Annotated in this window: 17 protein-coding genes; 9 read left to right on the top strand and 8 right to left on the bottom strand. The window is 44.7% G+C overall.

Going from position 1 to position 18,525, the window contains the following annotated elements:
* Positions 1 to 225: 225 nt before the first annotated feature.
* Positions 226 to 1,323, bottom strand: a complete 1,098-nt coding sequence (locus AC5JL3_RS26535) for a TIGR03032 family protein (protein ID WP_496077328.1) — start codon at positions 1,321 to 1,323, stop codon at positions 226 to 228.
* A gap of 831 nt (positions 1,324 to 2,154) precedes the next feature.
* On the opposite strand from AC5JL3_RS26535, the gene AC5JL3_RS26530 reads away from it, so the two are divergent.
* Together AC5JL3_RS26530 and moaA are read left to right on the top strand one after the other, a co-directional pair.
* Positions 2,155 to 3,690, top strand: coding sequence for an MFS transporter (locus AC5JL3_RS26530; RefSeq protein ID WP_496077327.1), 1,536 nt, complete (start codon positions 2,155 to 2,157; stop codon positions 3,688 to 3,690).
* A gap of 59 nt (positions 3,691 to 3,749) precedes the next feature.
* Entirely contained in the window at positions 3,750 to 4,736 is a 987-nt protein-coding gene (gene moaA, locus AC5JL3_RS26525; protein ID WP_496077326.1) for a GTP 3',8-cyclase MoaA, read from the top strand.
* A gap of 136 nt (positions 4,737 to 4,872) precedes the next feature.
* Here moaA and rpsD read toward each other — a convergent pair whose 3' ends face one another.
* Positions 4,873 to 5,481: a 30S ribosomal protein S4 gene (gene rpsD, locus AC5JL3_RS26520; RefSeq protein WP_192222564.1), complete on the bottom strand. Its 609-nt coding sequence runs from the start codon at positions 5,479 to 5,481 to the stop codon at positions 4,873 to 4,875.
* 249 nt (positions 5,482 to 5,730) lie between these two features.
* Between rpsD and AC5JL3_RS26515 the strand changes: the two genes are divergently transcribed.
* The 3 genes from AC5JL3_RS26515 to AC5JL3_RS26505 all read left to right on the top strand — a co-directional run bounded on the left by AC5JL3_RS26515 (position 5,731) and on the right by AC5JL3_RS26505 (position 9,183).
* A complete protein-coding gene (locus AC5JL3_RS26515; RefSeq protein ID WP_496077325.1) occupies positions 5,731 to 6,669 on the top strand; it encodes a cobalamin-binding protein in 939 nt (312 codons plus the stop codon).
* 234 nt (positions 6,670 to 6,903) lie between these two features.
* Positions 6,904 to 8,379 (top strand): adenylate/guanylate cyclase domain-containing protein, encoded by a 1,476-nt coding sequence (locus AC5JL3_RS26510; RefSeq protein ID WP_496077324.1) that lies wholly within the window; start codon positions 6,904 to 6,906, stop codon positions 8,377 to 8,379.
* A 129-nt stretch (positions 8,380 to 8,508) separates the two neighbouring features.
* A complete protein-coding gene (locus AC5JL3_RS26505; RefSeq protein ID WP_496077323.1) occupies positions 8,509 to 9,183 on the top strand; it encodes an SDR family oxidoreductase in 675 nt (224 codons plus the stop codon).
* Here AC5JL3_RS26505 and AC5JL3_RS26500 read toward each other — a convergent pair.
* The gene (locus AC5JL3_RS26500) at positions 9,170 to 9,610 is read right to left on the bottom strand and encodes a hypothetical protein (RefSeq protein WP_496077322.1); all 441 of its coding nucleotides are present in this window, start codon (positions 9,608 to 9,610) and stop codon (positions 9,170 to 9,172) included. The genes AC5JL3_RS26505 and AC5JL3_RS26500 overlap by 14 nt on opposite strands.
* Before the next feature lie 78 nt (positions 9,611 to 9,688).
* Here AC5JL3_RS26500 and petN point away from each other — a divergent pair, with 78 nt between their 5' ends.
* The 3 genes from petN to AC5JL3_RS26485 all read left to right on the top strand — a co-directional run bounded on the left by petN (position 9,689) and on the right by AC5JL3_RS26485 (position 10,741).
* Complete coding sequence (petN, locus tag AC5JL3_RS26495; protein ID WP_192222560.1) at positions 9,689 to 9,778, top strand: cytochrome b6-f complex subunit PetN; 90 nt, start codon at positions 9,689 to 9,691, stop codon at positions 9,776 to 9,778.
* A gap of 7 nt (positions 9,779 to 9,785) precedes the next feature.
* Positions 9,786 to 9,920 (top strand): hypothetical protein, encoded by a 135-nt coding sequence (locus AC5JL3_RS26490; RefSeq protein WP_277927636.1) that lies wholly within the window; start codon positions 9,786 to 9,788, stop codon positions 9,918 to 9,920.
* A gap of 263 nt (positions 9,921 to 10,183) precedes the next feature.
* Positions 10,184 to 10,741: a Uma2 family endonuclease gene (locus tag AC5JL3_RS26485; protein WP_496077321.1), complete on the top strand. Its 558-nt coding sequence runs from the start codon at positions 10,184 to 10,186 to the stop codon at positions 10,739 to 10,741.
* A 102-nt stretch (positions 10,742 to 10,843) separates the two neighbouring features.
* On the opposite strand, the gene AC5JL3_RS26480 is transcribed toward AC5JL3_RS26485, so the two are convergent.
* On the bottom strand, positions 10,844 to 12,361 hold the full coding sequence (locus AC5JL3_RS26480) for a RecQ family ATP-dependent DNA helicase (protein ID WP_496077486.1): 1,518 nt from the start codon (positions 12,359 to 12,361) through the stop codon (positions 10,844 to 10,846).
* A gap of 457 nt (positions 12,362 to 12,818) precedes the next feature.
* Between AC5JL3_RS26480 and AC5JL3_RS26475 the strand changes: the two genes are divergently transcribed.
* The gene (locus tag AC5JL3_RS26475; RefSeq protein ID WP_496077320.1) at positions 12,819 to 13,862 is read left to right on the top strand and encodes a hypothetical protein; all 1,044 of its coding nucleotides are present in this window, start codon (positions 12,819 to 12,821) and stop codon (positions 13,860 to 13,862) included.
* 162 nt (positions 13,863 to 14,024) lie between these two features.
* Here AC5JL3_RS26475 and AC5JL3_RS26470 read toward each other — a convergent pair whose 3' ends face one another.
* The 4 genes from AC5JL3_RS26470 to AC5JL3_RS26455 form a co-directional block, all read right to left on the bottom strand.
* Positions 14,025 to 14,492, bottom strand: a complete 468-nt coding sequence (locus AC5JL3_RS26470; RefSeq protein ID WP_496077319.1) for a hypothetical protein — start codon at positions 14,490 to 14,492, stop codon at positions 14,025 to 14,027.
* A gap of 267 nt (positions 14,493 to 14,759) precedes the next feature.
* Positions 14,760 to 15,185: a hypothetical protein gene (locus AC5JL3_RS26465; protein ID WP_496077318.1), complete on the bottom strand. Its 426-nt coding sequence runs from the start codon at positions 15,183 to 15,185 to the stop codon at positions 14,760 to 14,762.
* Between the two features lie 217 nt (positions 15,186 to 15,402).
* The gene (locus AC5JL3_RS26460; RefSeq protein WP_496077317.1) at positions 15,403 to 16,203 is read right to left on the bottom strand and encodes a class I SAM-dependent methyltransferase; all 801 of its coding nucleotides are present in this window, start codon (positions 16,201 to 16,203) and stop codon (positions 15,403 to 15,405) included.
* A gap of 97 nt (positions 16,204 to 16,300) precedes the next feature.
* Positions 16,301 to 18,523 carry a hypothetical protein gene (locus AC5JL3_RS26455; protein ID WP_496077316.1) on the bottom strand — a complete coding sequence of 741 codons (2,223 nt, stop codon included), beginning with the start codon at positions 18,521 to 18,523 and terminating at the stop codon, positions 16,301 to 16,303.
* Between the last annotated feature and the right edge of the window lie 2 nt (positions 18,524 to 18,525).

Below are 18,525 nucleotides of genomic sequence, written 5' to 3'. Positions count from 1 at the left end.
CCAACCGGAACCATCCTGACCATTGCTACTCCAGGTAACGACAAAGTCCCCATCAGCATCCATTGCTACGGACTGCGGTGTTTCGGTGAATGTGCGTTGCTCACTGCTAGTGTGAGTGTTAACGCGGAATTCTGAACCAATAGGAACAATTGACATAGGAGTTAAGAGGTAAAGGTAAATGAAAAACGAAACTTAAAAAAGGTCGGATTTCTAAAGATTTCTTGATTAACCTGTCATTTGCGAACTTGGGCGTAGCCAGTAAGAAAACTCTGGCGCAGTAAAGGCTTGTCGCATTTCTGGTCTTTCGTTATTAAGAATGGTTGGACGCAGGACACTGGGTAAAAACTCGACATCATAAAGCTCTTGACAACCTGCTGTAAACTCCAGCATTCCTACCAGTTGCCCACTGCGGAGGTCTACGACAGCTACACCACACAGCAGGCGCTCAAACCGTTGTTGTACAGGTAAACCACCGAAAATATGCTGCTCCCGAATTTGGCTGAGTCCAACTAACGCATAGTTCCCAATACAGCACAACCCCCGCAAAAAACCTGGTAAAGCGCAGACTACATCGTGTTGCCCTGAGTGAGGATTAACACGCCACAATTCGCCTTCACCAGAGTTGAGTATCCACAAAAAGCGATCGTGCCAACAGGGAGAATGAGGCATTGACAAACCTCGTAATACAATCTCTCCACTATCTACATCAATGAGAATCCCGCCTGTTGCTTTGTTGTTTCGCCATCCACCAACCTCATCACTTTCCCCTAATGCCGTAACAAACTTAGGTTGTCCGTCTATCATTGCTAAGCCATTTAAATGGCAGCGGTCTTCCGGTACTAGTTGAGAGATGAAGCGGGGTTGCCAGCGAGGAATGAAGCTGTAATCTTTACTCAGAGAGGCTAGACAGGAAAAGCGTGTATTGACGAGCCACAAACTATCCCTACCAAAAGCCAAGTCGTGAATGTTCAGGTCGCCTGTAAAGTAGGTGGCACGGGGTAAGTAAAGAGTGTCATAGCGCCCTGGCTGATTTTCCAGGTATTCATCAGCCAGCAACGGGGCATTAGCAAATAGCAAAACTTCATGATGTGTCGCTAAGGCTAGCCGCTGTCCCTGCACAGCTAAACCCATCGGTTTGGGAAATTGCCGTAGGAGAACAGTCACTTGCTGACCATTCCAACCGACTAAAGCCAGTTTACCTGCCTGATAAGTCGTGATGGCGAGTGAACCATTTACCTGACTCAGCCATGCTTGAAAGGTATCAGAAGCATTACACTCAATAACCTTAGGGGCATCAGGTGGAAAAGTAAGTTGATTCATCATTGAGATGCAGTTGAAAGGAGATAGCGTTCTGCTAAATTCATTTGACAATAGACATAAAGGTTCGCTCCTCAAAGAAAGGCTTGGAGCAGGTCAAGAGTAACTTGGTTATTGAAGTAATCGATTTATTAGCAAGAAGTATCCTAGATACCAGAATATTCTCTCGTTATTAGGTAAAGCTAGGTGTTTTACAGAATCTTTATCGAAAAAACACAATTCTAAAATATGTTGCGATAACACAAAACCTTGACTGAATCACAAGTTGATAGTCAACTGAACTCTCGCGTTATCAAGCTATTTACTAATAATGTCTGTGTTGAATCTTACTAATCTGTGAACTCCTAAGCCATTTTATAGAGATTAGATAATCAACTACAGTTTATGCAGAATATAAAAAGCATTGTTGGGGTTAATAGTAAGGAATCGAGTTTACTGACACTCGTTGATTAACCCTTAAGTAATGTGCAGTTTGTTTTAGAGGATCGAGAGGTACGAGAATCAATCGAAGAGGTATAGCAAAAGGCAGAGGGCAAAGGGCAGAAGGCAGAAGGCTTTTATGAATATTGTTTGTACAGTAAGCTTTTTAACCTTTTTCAACTGGATAGCTATTTCCGCCACGCTACACTCAGCGATTTTGTGAGGTCTGCGATCGCTAGTGTAAGGAATGCAACAAACAATCTTTACGACACTATTGCCAAGTATTTCCCAGGTGTTGCAAAGTGTTGAGAAGTATATCTTTCCGTTGAACGATGCTTGACTAGTCACTCATTGCCTATTGTTCAAGGGTACTGTTCCAACACCCCCCACAGCTCCTAGCTACAAAAGTCATTCAGCATGGTTAGAAAAGCCGTCGATTGTATCCTCGAAGAAGCAATACCTATCCCGGTTGTAGAAGTTTTAGAAAATCCAGCATTAACAGAGGCGGTTGTTGTTCCCAACCCGCCTCTATCAATTTCTAAGGAAGCGATTCGCACCAGTCTCCGGGCATCTACCGTAGATAGTGTCTTTGCCACTATCTTTAGCAGCGCTACCACAGGTATTTTACTGACTAACTTTTTGTTAGAACTCGGTGCGACAAGCGTGGAAATTGGCTTACTATCGTCAATTCCCATGTTAGTAAACTTACTTCAACCACTAGGCGCCTACCTGGCAGATCGCACCACCAGTCGCCATTGGTACGGTTTATGTGTTTTTGGAGTGTCACGGCTACTTTGGCTGGTTCTATTGCTTTTCGTAGCACAAGTCGGTGACTCCCAAACTGAACACCACCACCTTGTCCTTGCGACACTCCTCATTGTCTTGGTAACGAGTATCCTCAGTGCCTTAGGCAGTGCTTCTTGGTTTAGCTGGATGGCATCATTGGTTCCCCGGCAGTTGCGCGGACGATATTTTGGTATTCGTAATAGTGCTGCTACTTTGATGAGTCTCGTTTGTGTTCCAGTGATGGGACTAGGAATCTCAGTTTGGAGAGGTGGAACACTCCAAGGCTACAGCATTGTTTTATTTTTGGCTGTTTTGGCAGGGTTGATTAGTTTAGCCTTTCAGTTCTTCATCGTCGATGTGAATCCGCAAGCACCACTGCCACAACTCAAAAGCTTGACTGAACGTAAGTCAACTGAACCAGCATCTAAGTGGTTTAAGGACGGTAACTTTTTGACCTTCCTCCTGTACCTCAGCCTATGGATGTTTGCCGTAAACCTCAGTGCCCCGTTTTTTAACCTCTATATGCTGGACAATCTGCATCTAGATGTCAGTTTGGTCACGCTTTATGGCAGCTTAACGGCAGGAGCAAATCTGCTGATGTTGGTGGTGTGGGGTAAGTTAGCAGACCGGATTGGTAATCGCCCGATTCTAATCTTGATTGGAATTCTTGCCGCCGTCACGCCTTTGTTCTGGTTAGGAACAGGAGCGAACTCAGCGTCCCTTTGGCTATGGCTGCCTTTGGTGCATCTGTTTAGCGGTGGGACATGGGCAGCAGTTGACTTGTGCAACGGTAATATGCAGATGAGTGTTGCACCTGCACGAAGTCAAGCCGCTTATTTCGCGATCGCAGCAGCGATTACTGGTGTTACGGGAGCGATGGGAACGGCAGCAGGAGGGTTTCTCGCTCAGTCAACGAGTACAGGTGGCTTACCTGGATTATTTGCGCTTTCAGCGGTTTTAAGACTTGTTGCCTTATTACCTTTGGTGTTTGTACAAGAGCAACGTAGTCAATCCCTGACAAAGCTTTGGCGTGAAACGAAGCAAGGATTTAAGACATCGCTATCGCTCTTGGGTAAGAACGATGCTAGCCTCGCTATCAAACCTCAACCTGTGCCTATTCAAACAGCAAAACTAGGTAAATCGTTCAGAATAAGGAGTAGGAATTAAGGAGAGTAAGTATCAAGGCTTTGTTCCCTTGACACTCTTACCCCATAACCAAAGGCAGCATGAACACCGTAGATTATCTCCGCATTAGCCTAATTGACCGCTGCAACTTTCGCTGTCAGTACTGTATGCCTGAAGGAGTAGAGCTTGACTATATTCTGCGGCAGGAATTGCTGAGTAATGAAGAGCTACTAACGTTGCTCCAGGAAGTCTTTATTCCTGTAGGCTTTAGGAAGTTTCGTCTTACGGGTGGTGAACCCTTATTGCGTCCAGGTGTTGTGGATTTAGTAAGAGCGATCGCTTTTCTTCCCGAAACTCAAGACCTCGCGATGACGACGAATGCGTTCTTACTTGCTGATATGGCACAAGACCTCTACGACGCGGGTTTGCGACGCATCAACATTAGCCTTGATTCTCTTGTTGCGGAAACATTTGACAAAATTATCGGCAATCGCGGACGTTCGCGCTGGCAGCAGACTTGGGAAGGCATTCAAGCCGCGTATCACGTTGGGTTCGACCCTTTGAAGCTAAATGTCGTCGTGATTCCAGGGGTAAATGACCAGGAAGTACTAGATTTAGCTGCTTTAACCCTTAACCGCCACTGGCACGTCCGGTTTATCGAGTTTATGCCAATTGGTAATTCGCAACTCTTTGGTGAGCGGGCTTGGGTGCCCTCCGAAGAGTTGCGGCAGCGCATTCGGGATGTTTTTGGCTTAATAGAATCCCGCGTCCGGGGTAATGGCCCGGCTGACGTATTCCAAATTCCCGGTGCTTTGGGAACTCTAGGATTTATTAGTCAGATGTCGGAATGTTTTTGCGATCGCTGCAACCGAATGCGCTTATCTGCCGACGGCTGGTTACGCCCTTGTTTGCTCAATGAAACTGGACAAATTGACTTAAAAACCGCCCTGCGTCAAGGGGTTCAAACCGCTCACTTAAGAGAGCAAGTCAGTCAATTGCTGATGATTAAACCAGAGATTAACTTCAAACAACGAGACTCTGGGACTACTGGCACCTATACCCGTACTATGTCTCAAATTGGTGGATAGCCAAGTTGTTGTTAGTGTTTAGTTTTTAGTTGTTAGATAGATAATAGCTCGTTGCTAAAACCTTGTCTCAGAAAGCCTTTCGGGCATATTTCCCTACTAACAACTAACAACTAACAACTAACAACTAACAACTAGCCTAGGCTTTCCGTGAATAGAACTCAACCACGAGTAATTCGTTAATTTGTAGCGCCACCCACTCACGTTCGACAACACCATTGACCTTGCCAGTCAGGTTGCCCTTGTCAAACTCTAAATGGCTAGGAAGGTTTGCCAATCCTGGGAATTGCAAGTTTTGTTCTACCAGACGCTTAGAGCGATCGCGTTGATTTACACTAATCACGTCACCGGGACGACACTGGTAACTAGCAATATTGACCACCCGACCATTAACCATCACATGACCGTGGTTCACTAACTGACGTGCCGCTGGGATTGTGCCAGCCATTCCTAAGCGGAACACTGTGTTATCCAACCGCATTTCTAACATTTGCAGCAAGGATTGACCCGTTGAACCCGTCGCGCGACGTGCTTTACGGACATAACGGAGCAACTGCTTTTCCGTAATTCCATAGTTGAAGCGGAGTTTCTGCTTTTCTTCCAGTCGAATCGCATATTCTGACCGCTTCTTGCGAGCCTGTCCATGCTGACCCGGTGGGTATGCTCGACGGGGTGTCTTACGAGTCAACCCTGGCAAATCGCCCAGACGGCGCACAACCCGCAGACGCGGGCCTCGATATCGCGACATATAACTTCCTCTTTCTTGTCCTAACTAGGTCTTTACCCAAAACTATAATCTTACACCTTGAAGGTGGGCACTTCAAAGACTTAATACCATTTTCAATAATACTACTTAGTAAACGATGTGACGCAGGCTATGTGTATCCTTGTTTTTGTGTGCAAAGCGCATGGCAAGTCTTTGACTAGTGACCAAGGAGTGATGACTAACTAATCAAATCTTCGGAAAATTGTACCTAGCTGATTTGTTCACTGCCTAATGACTACTTCAGACTTGAGAATTGTTTCTTTGCTGCCCAGTGCGACAGAAATTGTGGCAGCGTTAGGGTTAGTTGATGCGATTGTTGGGCGATCGCATGAATGTGATTACCCGGCAGACATTCAAAATCGACCCATTTGCACAGAAGCACGACTAGATTCAGAAAAACCCAGTGCCCAAATTGATGCGGATGTCGTTGAATTGGCCCGAAAAGCCCTAAGCATCTACAACATCAAAACGGATGTCCTAGAACAGCTACAACCAACCCACATTGTTACCCAAGACCAGTGTGATGTTTGTGCTGTCAACTTCGCTGACGTTGAGAAAGCTGTTGCTCAATTCACAAAAAGTCAACCCAAGGTGATTTCCTTGCAACCTAACGTGCTAGGCGATGTTTGGGCAGACATTGAACGAGTGGCTGCTGCGTTAGGAGTGGAATCGCAGGCTGTCTTAACAGGCTTAGAATCTCGCATTAAAGCTTGTAGACAAAAGACTCAAGGACTGCCTGAGAATTCCCGTCCCAAGGTTGCTGGCATTGAGTGGACTGACCCTCTCATGGCAACTGGTAACTGGATTCCAGAACTCATAAAACTGGCAGGTGGTCAGCCTGTATTTGGTGTTGAGGGCAAACATTCCCCTTACCTACAATGGGAGACTCTCGTAGAAGCTGACCCAGAGGTAATAATTGTTATGCCCTGTGGTTTTGATTTAAATCGGACTCGCCAGGAAACCCAACAGATGGCACAGCATCCACAGTGGCAAAACTTGCAAGCTGTCAAAAACAGTAAGGTTTATCTTACCGATGGTAATTCCTACTTCAATCGACCGGGACCACGACTAGTCGATTCTTTGGAAATCTTGGCAGAGATTCTGCACCCGGAACTGTTTGAGTTTGACTATCAAGGAACTGGGTGGGAGCGGTTTTCCTTGTCTTTTTAGATCAACTGGCGTTTTTTACTTCCTCTTTCATGCTGTGAGGTCACCTAATCAGGTGAATGCGATCGCAAGGGATAACAACTACGATTGATAATCTAGGGAAGTTGATTGGCTCAAAATCACAGGGTTGCACGGCTAGAAATCTGATCTACTTATTACAATTATCCGTAGTTTTACGGACATTCTGTTGAGCCGTTGAAGTATGAAACTATAAGGCTCTGTCTTTGTGGGGATGTCATGCGCCAGTTGGTCTCTCAAGCCTTGACAATGTTTACCAGTCTGCTCTACAAGCGGACAGTCATCGTTCTGACGCTGTTACTATGCTCTGGAGTGTCAGCAGCTTTGTGGAATATGTCTCATCTCTCATCAAAGCTGATTGAGACCCAGGCACTTCAGAACGCTACCCTATATGCCCAAGCGCTCAATGAGGCACGTACACTCTACAGTTCCGATGCCGTTGATCGGATCGGAGAAGGTCACGGGATTATCATCACCCACAACTACACGACCCAAGACAAAGCGATTCCCGTACCAGCGACCTACTTAATAGAACTCGGTAATCGGCTTAGTGAACAAAACCCTGGCATGTCAGTTCGGCTGTATAGTGAGTATCCCTTTCCCAAGCGGCGCAATGACGGTGGACCTAGAGACACGTTTGAGCGAGAAGCACTCCAAACCTTAAGGCAAAATCCCAAGGAGCCATTTTTTCGGATTGAGAAATTTCAGGGTCGTACAGCATTGCGATATGCACAGGCAGATATCCTCACACCCAGTTGTGTCAATTGTCATAATACTCTTTCTGATAGCCCCAAAAAGGATTGGAAAGTCGGGGACGTGCGAGGAATTCTAGAGATTACTACTCCCCTCGACAGCTTCATGGACAAAACAAAAGAGGGTCTCCGGGGAACCTTCGCTATGTTAGCGATGCTCTCTATGTTGGGTGTTGTAGGAATCACCCTAGTTATCGGTAGATTGCGGCAAACATCTAAAGAGTTGGAGCGACGTGTGATTGAACGCACTGCCCAACTCCAAGAGGCAAATGAAGAACTTGTCAAAGAACAGGAAAAGTCTGAGAGTTTATTGCTCAATATTTTGCCCAAACCTATTGCTAATCAGCTAAAAGAGGGACAACGGCATATTGCCGAGGGCTTTACTGAGGTGACGATTCTTTTTGCGGATATCGTTAACTTTACCCAGTTGTCGGAAAAGATATCACCAAGAGAACTCGTTAGGTTGCTCAACGAGATTTTCACGGGATTTGACCAGCTTAGTGAGCAACACCAATTGGAGAAAATTAAGACGATTGGGGACGCTTATATGGTGGTGGGTGGTATTCCTATAGCCCGCAGTGACCATGCAAAAGCGATCGCCCAAATGGCGATCGATATGCAACGGGCAGTTTCCCAGTTTAATGATCGGCATGGCACTACACTCAATATCCGCATTGGAATTAACTCTGGTCCTGTAGTTGCCGGAGTTATAGGTACTAAAAAATTCATCTACGACTTGTGGGGTGATGCCGTGAATACAGCTAGCCGGATGGAATCCCATGGTGTTGCCGGGTGTATTCAAGTCACAGAATCAACCTACGAGTACTTACGAAATGATTATGTATTTGAGGAGCGTGGTGTCATCCAGGTTAAGGGTAAGGGAGAAATGGTGACTTATTTCCTTACTGGTAGAAAAGTTAAAAACTTAGTCGGTACTGTCTAAAAAGCCTTGTTGAAAAGTTACCTGGAAGTTCCTGCCTGGAAGAAGCGGGATTTGAGATAGGGAGAAGTTATTGCACGCAATTCCCTATGCTGATAAAGAGATAAAAGTAAGAATTCCAGGAACGGCTATATGACAGATACATCCTATATTTTTCTCGCTGGGGCAAGTCGGGGCGTTGGTCGAGAAATCGCTAAATGCTTGGTAGAACAAAACCAGAAGGTAAAAGCCCTGCTGCGTTCAGAAGCGTCTCGTGCGGAATTAGAAGCGATGGGAATTACGGTGGTGATGGGAGATGCTTTGGATGTGGCAGCAGTCGAACAGGTGATGTTAGGAGAACCGATCCATGCAGTTATTAGCACAATCGGTGGTTTACCGAAAGAAGGCGATCGCGCTGACTATCTGGGTAATAAGAATCTCATTGATGCGGCTGTGAAGGCAGGAGTGCAAAAGTTTATCCTTGTTTCTTCGATTGGTAGTGGAGAAAGTGTCGTTGCTATACCACCGCAAGCCCTGGAAACACTAAAGCCTGTCTTGATCGAGAAGGAAAAGGCAGAGAAGCACTTGATTGAGAGTGGACTCACTTATACCGTAATTCGACCAGGTGGCTTAAAGTCAGAACCAGCCACAGGAAATGGTGTAGTTACAGAAGACTACAAAGTTGCTGGAACAATTCACCGCGCTGATGTTGCCCAGTTAGTTTGTCAGTGTCTCGTTTCTGATGCGGCAAATAATAAAATTCTCTCTGCGGTTGATCGGCAGATGATGTATGGTCAAACCTCGTTTGAAGAACTTAGCTTGACTTGAGGGGTTTAATCCAATGGCGGTGGAATGCCCAATCCAGGGTAAAGCGGGCGACAAGGAAGCATACAATACTCTCAAGACTCAACACACCCAATAACCAAAAAGTGTCAAGCAAATTCTGTTCCACTTCTACGGGGGCAAGCCCTCGTACTAAGCCGAATGCTAGCACAGCTCCATCTTTGAGGTGTGAGTTTTCATCATCTCGAATCACATAGCGGTAGGTGATGCCAAAGAGGAAACCACTAATAAACGCGATCGCTATTCTTCCTAGCCAATCTACAGCGGTTGTCATGTGTAAGGCAGTAAATCTCTCAAACTCTGCCAGCACTAGACTATTGCCTACTGCGATGACGCTCTCAACCAGCGCCAGGGACAACGCTGACACAGTGCCAGCTTTTAAAGATTCAATTCGCTCAGCAGACTCGTTCACAATCCTCACCTTAAGCTAAAGACCGCTCAGATTGAATTATCATAAGGCTTGTAGTCATTCCGTACTTTATATATCGCTATGGATATTCTGTCGTTGGGTTGGGTTTCGGTACTAGTGTTGTTCACTTGGTCAATTGCAATGGTCGTTTGGGCACGTAACGGTTTCTAGAGGCATCGTGGAAAGTTCTTTTGTTACTGTTTTGTTTGTAGCTGCGGCAGGACTCTTAGTTGTAGTCAGCGGAGGTGTCCTTTATTTGACGGCGGCAGAGTGGCGCGATCGCCGTCGCCAAGATCGGGATAAAAAAAGGTAAGGACATGGGATTTCGGGTTGTTTGTTGTTTGTTATTAGTTGTTTGTATTTTTTATCAACAACCAACAACAAATAACCAAGTCGGCGGGAAGCTACCTCTCTTCTAGGTGTGGGAGGAACCCCACCCGCCGACTTATTTGTGAGTGCAAGGGAGGAGTTTTCAGCGTCGAGAAGAGCGATGTGCTTAATGGTATAAGGCTCTTTCGTCCCCGCCGCCAACCCCCATAATGTAAGCAGTAATCGAGTGCCAAAGGGTAATGCTATATGGTTAACCCCGTCCCCATCTTGCAAACCATCGCTACTGATACTTGGATCAAAGCTACTTGGGAAGAATTTTTGACATTTGCTGATGACCCAACCCTTGTCAGTGGTAGATTCTACTACGAACAAGGCGAAATGAGGATTGAAATGGCAGCACTGGGAACAGCGCACAGTCGGGATAACTCGATTGTCTCCACAGCAATTGTTCTATTCGCCGCCCTCAAAAACATCAGAATTATTGAGTTTACGAACTGTAGTTTCAAAAAAACAGGTATCCGGGAGTGTCAACCCGACATTGCTTTCTATATCGGTTCTTCCTTGCAATTTCCACCCCGGAGTAATTCCCCTGTCGATCTCAATCAGTTAGTCCCACCAACTTTGGTGATCGAGATTGGTGCATCTTCTCTTAGTGATGATTTAGAACGGAAGCGAATTCTCTACCAAAACTTAGGTGTTCAGGAATATTGGGTAGTGGATGCAATGCTCTTCAAATCACTGCCTTTACCATTACTCAAGGGAAAAGCTATGCAATTCAACAGTCCCACGTTTTACCAGGCTTAGCAATTTCATTAGTGGAAACAGCACTGACGCGATCGCAAACAGAGGATGATGGAGCAATTACTCGTTGGCTCCTCTCCAGTTTTAGTCAATCATGAGTAACAATTATCGCCTCAAGCAGTTGTCACAGTTTCCGCACTTAAATCCAATTGCTTCCTGAGTGAAGCCAAAAGCTTTTAACAAAAATTGCCAACGACACTCGCGAGTATTCAGATATTGAGTCATCTGCTTGAGTACTTGCTGTTGGGTAGCACTCAACTGGGCAAGCGTTTGAGATTTTTCAGATGGATGCTTATAGTAATGAAATGGGTCTTGCCATTTTAGCTGACCAGCACTGTGCAGGAGAGCCAGAGCAACTGCACCCTCGCGATACTGTCTTGCTACTGTTGCGACTTCCCCTTGAGGTGGCAATTTCTTCACCAACTGCTGGGCATTTTGATAGTGCGATCGCAACTTCTTCTCAAAAAACTCTCGTTGCTGCTTATCATCTGGATACAACAACCCCGTTGGCTCACACATTAATGTCAAAGCATCAGATGGCTTACCATCCCGTCCCCCTCTGCCAACTTCCTGAATGTACTCTGATAAAAGTTGTGGGGACTGAAAATGCAAAATCCAACGCACATTTGGCTTGTTGATACCCATGCCGAAGGCAGACGTACAGACAACAAACTGACTTTTCCCACTCAGCCAACTCGCTTCAATCTCTCGACGTTCCTCTGCACTTAACCCCGCATGGTAAGCGGCTGTTGCGTAACCTACTTGTGCTAACCAAGCCGCTAATTCTTCACTATCTCGACGCGATCGCACGTAAACTAATCCTACTTGTTTGGGTCTTGCTTGGATAAACTGCAATAGCTGCTGGCGGCGTCCTCTAGGAGTCCAGACAGTTTGAACTTTAAGGTTGAGATTTTGTCGATAGGGACTGAGTAAAAAGACCTCTGGCTGTTGCAGTTGCAAGACGTTTCGGATGATTTCTTGGGCGCGGGGATCGGCTGTGGCTGTGAAAGCGGCAATGCTGATTTTTGTCCCTTTTGGCTTATGCTTCAGTAAAGTTGGTCGTATTGTACCCAAACGTCGATAAGCGGGTCGAAAGGTATCACCCCACTGAACTAAGCAATGCGCTTCATCTAATATCAATCCATTAATTTTTAGCTGCGGCTGACACAATCTTTCCCACACTTTGGGACTTAATAAAGTTTCTGGCGAGAGATACAGTAATCGTAGTTGTTGCCGTTCCAAAGCTTGCAGCGTCTTCTTGCGTTCCCAGGCTGGCAATTCACTATGCAACAAAGCAGCAGGTAACTTTAGCTGACGCAGTTCCTGCACCTGATTTTCCATCAGCGCTACTAGAGGTGAGACTACCAACGTTAATCCTGTCTGTAATAGCGCTGGGAGTTGAAAACAAATCGACTTTCCACCACCCGTAGGCATCACAATCAGCGCATCTCGCTTTTCTAGCAGACACTGAATAATCTCACCTTGCGGTGGTCGAAAATTATCATATCCCCAGGTTTTTTGGAAGGCTGCACGAACGTCGTTCCAGGATGTTGTTTCAGACGTGTTATCTGTAGGGGCGAAGTATTTGGGTGATAACTGATAGAACTTGACTCTAGTATTGATATCCAACTGCTTTGCCCTCCGCTTGATTTTTCTGTATCCAGGAATATTACAGAAAGATCAATAGTTATACTTCCGAAAATATACGGATTTTGAACGATCAAGGTTCATGGTAGAAACTCTTACACTGGGCAAAACAACATTATTCAGCAGCTTCATACATAAACTAAAAAGTGAATGGAGTAAAAAGCGATCGCTGACTTTACTACCTGTAGACTAGAAACTACGAGAACACCTCAGGACTTACGCAGTAATCTCTAGTAGTAAATTGCTAGTAGCTGTGGTCGCCTACTGAAATTGATGCTTCTGCTGGTTAGTTGAGCTACAGAATTAGCAAGTCCAAGTTTATGACTAGCTCAAAAATATTGATATAAAGTTATATAACTTTAGGCATAAATTTTAGACTTCTATATGAGAGTTATTTATAGCCGCAAAATCATAATTCAAAGGAGTATATTTTATGCATAGCCGTTTAGCTAGAAATTTTTTAAAAGGTTTGGTTGGGGCATTAGCTATTGCTTTGGCAATCTCCATCTTTACTGCAACTAATGCATCCGTCAGTTTCTATTATTCCATTACTGACCTAGGTACCCTTGGTGGTAACTTCAGCGAAGCTAAGGGTCTCAACGATGCAGGTCAAGTAGTTGGTGATGCAACTAACAATCAGCCCAATTTTGTGCGGCACGCCTTTTTGTGGAACAACGGTACGATGACTGACTTAGGTACTCTCGGTGGGATATCTAGCAGCGCCTCTAGCATCAACAACAAGGGGCAGGTGGTTGGTCAGTCAGATACCATTGATGATCCATATGGCGGTGCTAGGCACGCCTTTCTATGGGATAGCGGCACAATGATTGCCTTTGATAACCTCGACAGCCAATACAGCTTTGCCTCTGGCATCAACAACAAGGGGCAAGTAGTCGGCAGCTCAGGGCAGGCTTTTATGTGGAACAATGGCACAACAACAGTTCTGGGTACCCTTGGCAGCGACAGCAACAGTAGCGCTGAAGACATCAACTATGCGGGACAGGTAGTTGGCACTTCATTTAGCGATGATGTTTCGTCACGCGCCTTTCTGTGGGATAACGGCACGATGATTAATCTAGGTAATCTTGGCGGTAGCAGAAGCAGCGCCTCTGGTATCAACCAAGCAGGAAGGGTCATTGGCTTTTCGGAAACCAGTAATGGTTATTTTCACGCCTTTTTGTGGAACAATGGCACGATGACTGATTTGGGTACCCTTGGCGGCAACGAAAGTCATGCCTATGGCATGAATAAAGTGGGGAAGGTGGTTGGCTCTTCTGAAACTAGCAGTGGAGATAGTCATGCCTTTTTGTGGAACAACGGTAAGATGTTCGACCTCAATAACCTACTGCCTAACAACTCTGGCTGGGTATTATGGTATGCCAAGGATATTAATAACAGAGGGCAGATTGTCGGCTATGGGTCATTCCAAAATCAAGCTAGGGCTTTTCTCCTAACACCTGTTTTGATCACTAATTAGATAACTCAATTTAAACGCGGTAAAAGTAGCAATCACTCAGTTATTCAGTGGACAATCAATTATTAGTGCTCACAATAATCACAGCCACCTCTAGTAGTAGGATGTGTCGTGACGCATCCTACTACTGAGCAATTAAGCATATGGAGTTTATTGAGGAAATTTCTAGTCTTTTATAGTGTCGATGCGCCTAATTCTCGACATACGATATTCACCTTCAGGACGAACCTCAACATAAACTTGACCTGAATCAATAGAGGCAATAGGTACGAAAGCAATCTTGACATTACTTTTAAAGTCCATAATGGCAGCAAATGCTTTGTCACTATCTTCAGTAATTTGGTAGATATTAATAATTAGGCTAGGATATGCAAACGTTGGAAGCGCGTGTAATGTTTGCTTAAGTAACTGAATAAAAGAAAGCTTGTTTTTGGCTCTATACAAAGAACCTGAGTAGGAGTCTGAAATTACACTGCTCAGTTTGGTTATATCTTTAGAGTCATAGGAAGTCTTAAATTTCTGAAATAGAGAAAGCATATTTCCGGAGAGACGAGGTGGATTATGGTCTTTTATATGCCAAGAGATAATCCCTTCCACAACCTTTTCGGCTACCCAAACAGCATCTATAATCATAGTTTCGTCTAGTATAAGATTCAAGCTCAAGGATAAATCCTTTTAAGTAGTTTTAAATCCGGAAATACACTGATAAATTAACAGAATATCGTAACGTTCCTACCAGAAACTGATATGAAAATTTCTAACCAAATACTTATAAAAGTTGAATTGAATAGATATTTTGTAAGACAGTATCATAGGCAGTCTCTACCAAGGCGATCGCGTTCTACCTCAACTCGCCCAATAAACCAAATATTTAGTCTCTTGAAGAATAGCTAACTCTTTTTACTTAAGTTGTTCGCGCAGTACTAGGGCAAATGCTTTAGCTTCATTTCTATCGTTAGGCCAACCATTAGATTGAGTTGTTTTTCCTTCGCCTGTAGTTATCAATACTGTGGGAATTCCCCCAATGCCAATATAAGCAATCCAAATTCCTAGCGCTAAAACTACAAGTCCAATTATTTTTAAAATTAAGCTTCCTGAGAAAAGAGTAGCAATTACAAATGCTGTCAATATTCCTAGAGCGCCTAGAATCGCTACAACAAAAGATTTTTGCTTATAAAACCGAACAGCAGCAATCTGATGGATTGGAATTTCTTCTACAGTTTTACTACCAAATAAACCTTTCTTGCTCAGGAATATAACCTCTTTGTTTGATATTGTTCCAAACTTGTTACTGAGAAGACTTTGATCTCCTAAGTCTTTAGCCATATAATCTCCCTATCGAGACAAACGAGAATGACGCTACCGATTCTAACCTCACATTCCGCAGGTTGGCTGTAAACGTGAGAAAGTTTTTCCCTAATAAGGCAACACATTTTTTCTACGTCCAGCAAAAATTCCTGGATTATGAAGAAGCATCATATGCTGCCTAATTTCTCAAAGGAACCGCTTCTACAGGCTGAGTTTTATAACGAAAGGTTTCAAATTACTTCTGAGCAACTACAGCGATGTTCCAGGCAAAGCGCTTCATCAATGGAATCTTTTTCACAAGACTATCAAACTTCTCTAATCGGAGATACATTGGCGCTAATCTTTCCTGCTCAATAATAATTTTCTTCCAGTAGCGCTCCTGATTGGGGTCAACCTTTTCAATGAGATAGAAACGCAAGAAAATCCAAAGAGTTGCTATCCAAAAAGTGTCGTAAGCCGTCTCGGAAAACAGAGATTGAATGTAATTTACTATATTAATATCCAGTGGCATCTCATCCTCTGTTCGCACCTCAGTTGCCATACGCCGATAGACATTAATCACGGGATTATGCTTGAGCGGGTCCCAAAAACAGGCTTTCCCACCAGGTTTTAGAACTCGATGCATTTCCTTTAAAGCGATTTTGGGATCAGGAATATGGTGTAGTAAGTTTGAGGCATAGACTAAATCAAACGTGTTGTCAGGGAAATCCAACGCCATTGCATTAGCGGTACGTCCTTCAATCTCAACCCCATTAGCAGCAGCTAGCTGAAGCGCTACTTCTACCATTCCCGGTGAATAATCCGTCGCTACACACCTCGCTCCTTGTTTAGCAAAATAGACACTATTTTCCCCAGCACCACACCCCAAATCTAAAAGCAGTTTGCCTCGAATATCTCCCATTTGTCGTAAAATAAATCTATTCTCTGGAGCCGTGCAAGCTTCAAAATAATCGGCTACTTTTATCCCATCTACATCAATAGCAGCAGCCCAAGCATCATGAAATTGTCGCTCTCGCTTAAGGGTTTCATCTAACATTTTTTCTGCCTACATCGTTACCAACAATAGTGTAGAGTTTAATCTTCAATTGCAGCTAAAATAGCTTATTTTTATAAGTTTAGGAAAAAGCTATTTGTCATTGCTTTTGATTGGATACCGTTACGGAATTAATTTCCATTTTACAAAAATTACTAAAATTATTTCTATCGTAGCTCAAGATATCTAACAAGAGATAGGTCGAATTTTTGCCACTAATTGATAACGCAAATCTACGCGAATCATTAGGAACATATTTTGCTTCTAAGCTGCTGAAAATTTCACCGTCTTTATTCAACGTAGATAATCGTAGAGATGAACTAACACAGGGTTCGCTTAAGGAAATAATTGCACCAGTTACTTTAGCCTTTTCTGGCAGTGAACCAAGGTAAAGAAAAGATGTTTCTTTTCCCTGTGTGCGATCGCGTTGCGATTGTCCTAGTTCCTTGGAATCCGCTTTCAAAAGGCGATCGCTCGGACGCGATACTAGTTTATAAGTGTTATTGAGATTTTTCTTGACCACAGAGTAGTTCGAGTATGGGTTCACAACCAGCCAGTCCACTTGTCCTCCTGGTCGTTCCCCAGTACGCTGCACAATAGTATTAAGTGTGCGAACAGCAGTGTCCAGAGAGGTTGGACGAATTCGCTGGTAAATACTCACCACAGTACCCCGTTCTAAAGTGAACTGCACAGGCAAACGCCTGAAGTCTTGGGCAATTTCCTGATTTTGAGTAAATGCATCAAACACCACCGTAACGACATCCAGTTCTTTATCCGTTAGCCATTCCCCAACAACCGGAAATTTATTCGTGTCTTGCAGTACCCCTCCACTTGGATAGCTAGGCAACGAATTGGGGACAACCACATACTGAGCCTTTAGTAAGCTTTCTAATGGATAGGTATCGCGAGAGTCTACCTTCGGTACAGGTAGAAGGCGCAGAATTCTACCCTCGTGCCCATAGAGTAAGATCTCAACGCCTCTCACCAAACTAGAATCAAGCTGAAGGCGTTGATTGCCCACCACGAAGATAGGCTCTTTTTTGGGAGCTAGTTGGCGTAGGTACTTCACCAGTCGGACGACTTCATCGTAGTCTGTACGCACTAGCGGTGGCATGTTGAGGGCAAACAAGGGATGCAAGAAGTGGCTTAGATTGCCGACTGGGGCTAAGCTAATCACGAGATTGCTGACTAAATAGCAGCCGGCTATGCCCAAAATGAGCGTGCGAAGTTTGCCCTTGACGCTAATCCAGGTTGTCCAAATCAAAGCGAATAATCCGACGATGACTAAGGGCGTAATATGCACGGAATAAAAGACATTCGCATAACGCAGTACAACCAGCCATGCAATCAAGGAGAAGACACCCGACAGTGCCAGAAAGCTGATAGTTGGTAAAGCGACAGCACGGGTAAGAATACTTGCCGACAATCCGATCGCAACGAGTAGCCAGGTTCCCCACCCATAATAGGAGGCGTATAAGCTAGTAATCTCACCGAAAGGCAGATTCCACGACTTGTACAACGTTCCATAGTCGATCATCCTTGCCCGATAGGTAAATTGCCAAGCTACAGCCATCACTGTGCTGACTGCTAGGGCACTGATTAAACCAATCCGCACGCCGTACTCGATTAAATTCCGCCAAGCTAGTTGTGGTTTTTTTCGCACCTCAACCGAGAAACTCAGCAAGGCTTGTACAGTAATTGCCCCCAGGAAAGCAATACAACCATAGACAAAATGACGGCGCAACAGAACCGCTAAGCCAAGCAACAATCCAACTAGAGGAATTTGCCACCATCGCCGGAGTTTGACATCCTGTAAGTAAACCAGCGAGGCAAGGGCAATCAGGAAAGCACCACCCGTGTCAGGGATACCCATGAACGTAGGTATCCAGCTAACTGGGATGAGTAAGGTTAGTAGGGCAGTTGCCCAAAAAACCGTTTGCTGATGAACCCGAACCAGCTTAGAACAAATCCCTCCCATTGCGATCGCAAATGGCAAGAGATAAACCAAGGCAAGCGCCAGTTCGTAAACCAAGCGCGAAGTCCCAAACGTCAAGAGGAATGGCACCAACGGTAGGGTGTAAATCCAATTTCGGTCTTGGACAAGAGAGTTTTTAACTAGCTGTAACCCCTCCCACGGGGATTCTCGAAAAGCGGTGGTTACCCTAATCGCTGAGGAATGCCAGTCGATCCACCAATGGAAGTTACGCTCACTGGATACATACAGTGCTGTGATCGCTACCGTAATCAGCGCCAGAAACCCTAGAAGACAAGCATTAACTAGGAATTTCTGGCGAACTTCTACCCACATTCGGGGAAGAGGCATAG

Source organism: Symplocastrum torsivum (genome assembly GCF_059505465.1).
Note: the sequence above shows the minus strand (reverse complement) of the source record. Positions and strands in the feature narration are given on the sequence as shown.